This is a genomic window from Roseofilum sp. (assembly GCF_982964205.1).
Genome location: NZ_CEZBFX010000100.1, coordinates 16,015 through 18,484, shown reverse-complemented (window position 1 = coordinate 18,484; position 2,470 = coordinate 16,015). Strand labels below are relative to the sequence as shown.

Below are 2,470 nucleotides of genomic sequence, written 5' to 3'. Positions count from 1 at the left end.
AGTGAAAGAAGAGGGATACAGCGCTTCTGTCACTCTGGAAAATTCTAAGGTGCATGGCTTATTCTTGAGGTAGTTCACTTTAACCTGATACCCAAGGGTAAAATCGGGTTTTCCCTATGACCTATTCTCCCTTGACTATTGACCTTCTTCAGACTTCAAATAAAACGGAAACACCATACTCTGCTGAGTGTAATTAGCCCGAATTTCATATTGAATCATCAGGTCAACTCGACCTTCTTCTTGACGGGGAATCGTTAGCACTTTAAGCACCGTAATTCGGGGTTCCCACTGTTCCAGTGCTTCTTGCACCCAAATTCGCATCAGGCTTAACGTATCTTGATTCATGGGGGCAAAGGCTAATTCGGATAACCGACAGCCAAAATTGGGTCGATACACCCGTTCACCCAAGTCAGTCATCAGAATAATAACCATCGACTGGCGAATATTGAGATCTTCTGCACTTAAAGCTAAACTACCTTGACGAGTCACCTGTAACGGAAAGGAGACCCCTTGACCCACAAAGGGACGGCGTTGCTTGGAGAAAGGAGATGAATTGACCATAAGTTATCAGACTCTGTAGGAGTAATGGGGTAATAGGTAATGGGTAGTATTTAGTTTCTCTCTTTTATGGAGTACAGCTTTAAGCCTTAGATCCTAAGCAATATAAGCTACTGCTAGAGGGCGAAGCGCTATATGAATTTGCCCCTAATTTTAACAGTTTACGCTTGTCAGGTGAGCCAGAGTAGCCTAAATTTTGAAGTGTTACCTACTAGAGTAAGGTTGTTTGTGAGTAGCGAATTAGTTGTCTAAATCTGATGTTTGAAAACTTTACTCCCCATAAAATCACCACTAATGAAGTTAAGATCAATTTGGCGATCGGGGGGCAAGGCCCCCCTTTACTTCTGTTGCATGGTTATCCCCAAACCTATGTCATGTGGCATGAAATTGCCCCACAGTTAGCCCAACATTTTACAGTTATTTGTCCTGATTTACGAGGGTATGGAGATAGTGGTCATCCAAGAACAGACGATCGCCATTCTCCTTATTCTAAACGAGCGATGGCCCAAGACCAGGTTGAGGTGATGGAGCAACTGGGATTTAGGCAGTTTTTAGCGGTAGGGCACGATCGAGGAGCGAGGGTTTTACATCGTTTACTCTTGGATTATCCGCAAAGGGTGCAAAAAGCGGCTTTACTTGATATTGTGCCCACCAAAACGATTTTTGAGACGATTAATCAAACCTTGGCAACGGCTTATTCCCATTGGTTTTTTCTGATTGAACCCGCAGGAATTCCGGAAAAGTTAATTGGATCAGACCCAGCGTTTTATTTAACGTGCAAGTTACGGCAATGGAGTCACCGCTTTGAGGGATTTTCCCAGGAGGCGATCGCCGAATATATCCGTTGTTTTAGCAACAAAGATGTTATTCATAGTACTTGTGAAGATTATCGTGCAGCCGCTTCCATTGATTTGGAACACGATCGAGCTGACTTAGATACACGGATACAGTGCCCCTTACTGATCCTTTGGGGACAATTGGGAGTGATGGAACGGTGCTATGATGTGCTGGCAACCTGGCGAGAACGGGCGGTGAACGTTCAAGGATTTTCTTTACCCTGCGGTCACTTTCTGCCAGAAGAAGCCCCCGAAGAAACGACACAAGCGTTACTAGAGTTTTTAACCATTTCCTGAAATTTGCTACACTAGAAATAGGATTTATCTTGCATTAAAAGCCAATGTCAGCAAAACTCTTATTAGTAGATGATGAACCGGGACTGCGGGAGGCGGTACAAGCTTATCTCGAAGATTCAGGGTTTAGTGTGGAAGTGGCGAATAATGCCATTGAAGGTTGGGAAAAAGTTCAGCAAATTGTGCCCGATTTGGTGATTTCTGATATTATGATGCCGCAAGTGGATGGCTATCAATTCCTACAACAATTGCGGGAAGATGACCGATTTAAGTCTATGCCTGTGGTCTTTTTAACGGCTAAAGGGATGACTTCCGATCGCATCCAAGGCTATCAAGCGGGATGTGATGCTTATCTTCCTAAACCGTTTGATCCAGAAGAATTAGAGGCGATCGTTAAAAATCTGATCGAACGCCGTGCAGCAGCAAGTAGTTCAACCGAATTAGATGATATTAAACAACAACTGAATCAAATTCAAGGTATCCTGCAACAAGGGAATACGGTATCGACTCAAACTAGCCCGATTCAAATTGATTTTACGCCTAGAGAGCAAAGTGTTTTAAATTTAGTTACGGAAGGCTTGATGAATAAGGAAATTGCTCGCCGGTTAGAAACCAGTGTGCGGAATGTGGAGAAGTATGTGAGCCGTTTATTTGTGAAAACGGGCACGAATAGCCGCACTGAGCTAGTTCGGTTTGCGATCGAGCATGGATTAAATCAATCATGAGAGAGATGGGGAGATGGGGAGATGGGGAGATGGGGAGATGGGGAGATGGGGAGATGG

Annotated in this window: 3 protein-coding genes; 2 read left to right on the top strand and 1 reads right to left on the bottom strand. The window is 44.0% G+C overall.

Translation table 11 applies throughout. From position 1 onward, the window contains the following. Nucleotides 1-135 precede the first annotated feature (135 nt). Complete coding sequence (locus AC3A14_RS19275) at nt 136-561, bottom strand: GPW/gp25 family protein (RefSeq protein WP_318736846.1); 426 nt, start codon at nt 559-561, stop codon at nt 136-138. 254 nt (nt 562-815) lie between these two features. Between AC3A14_RS19275 and AC3A14_RS19270 the strand changes: the two genes are divergently transcribed. After that, nucleotides 816-1,691, top strand: coding sequence for an alpha/beta fold hydrolase (locus AC3A14_RS19270; RefSeq protein WP_318736845.1), 876 nt, complete (start codon nt 816-818; stop codon nt 1,689-1,691). 44 nt (nt 1,692-1,735) lie between these two features. Further along, nucleotides 1,736-2,413 (top strand): response regulator transcription factor, encoded by a 678-nt coding sequence (locus AC3A14_RS19265; RefSeq protein ID WP_318720039.1) that lies wholly within the window; start codon nt 1,736-1,738, stop codon nt 2,411-2,413. The last annotated feature ends 57 nt before the right edge of the window (nt 2,414-2,470 follow it).

Bases quoted from the DNA above. Each gene is read 5' to 3' on its own strand.
- AC3A14_RS19275 (WP_318736846.1), bottom strand. From the start codon at position 561: ATGGTCAATTCATCTCCTTTCTCCAAGCAACGCCGTCCCTTTGTGGGT.
- AC3A14_RS19270 (WP_318736845.1), top strand. From the start codon at position 816: ATGTTTGAAAACTTTACTCCCCATAAAATCACCACTAATGAAGTTAAG.
- AC3A14_RS19265 (WP_318720039.1), top strand. From the start codon at position 1,736: ATGTCAGCAAAACTCTTATTAGTAGATGATGAACCGGGACTGCGGGAG.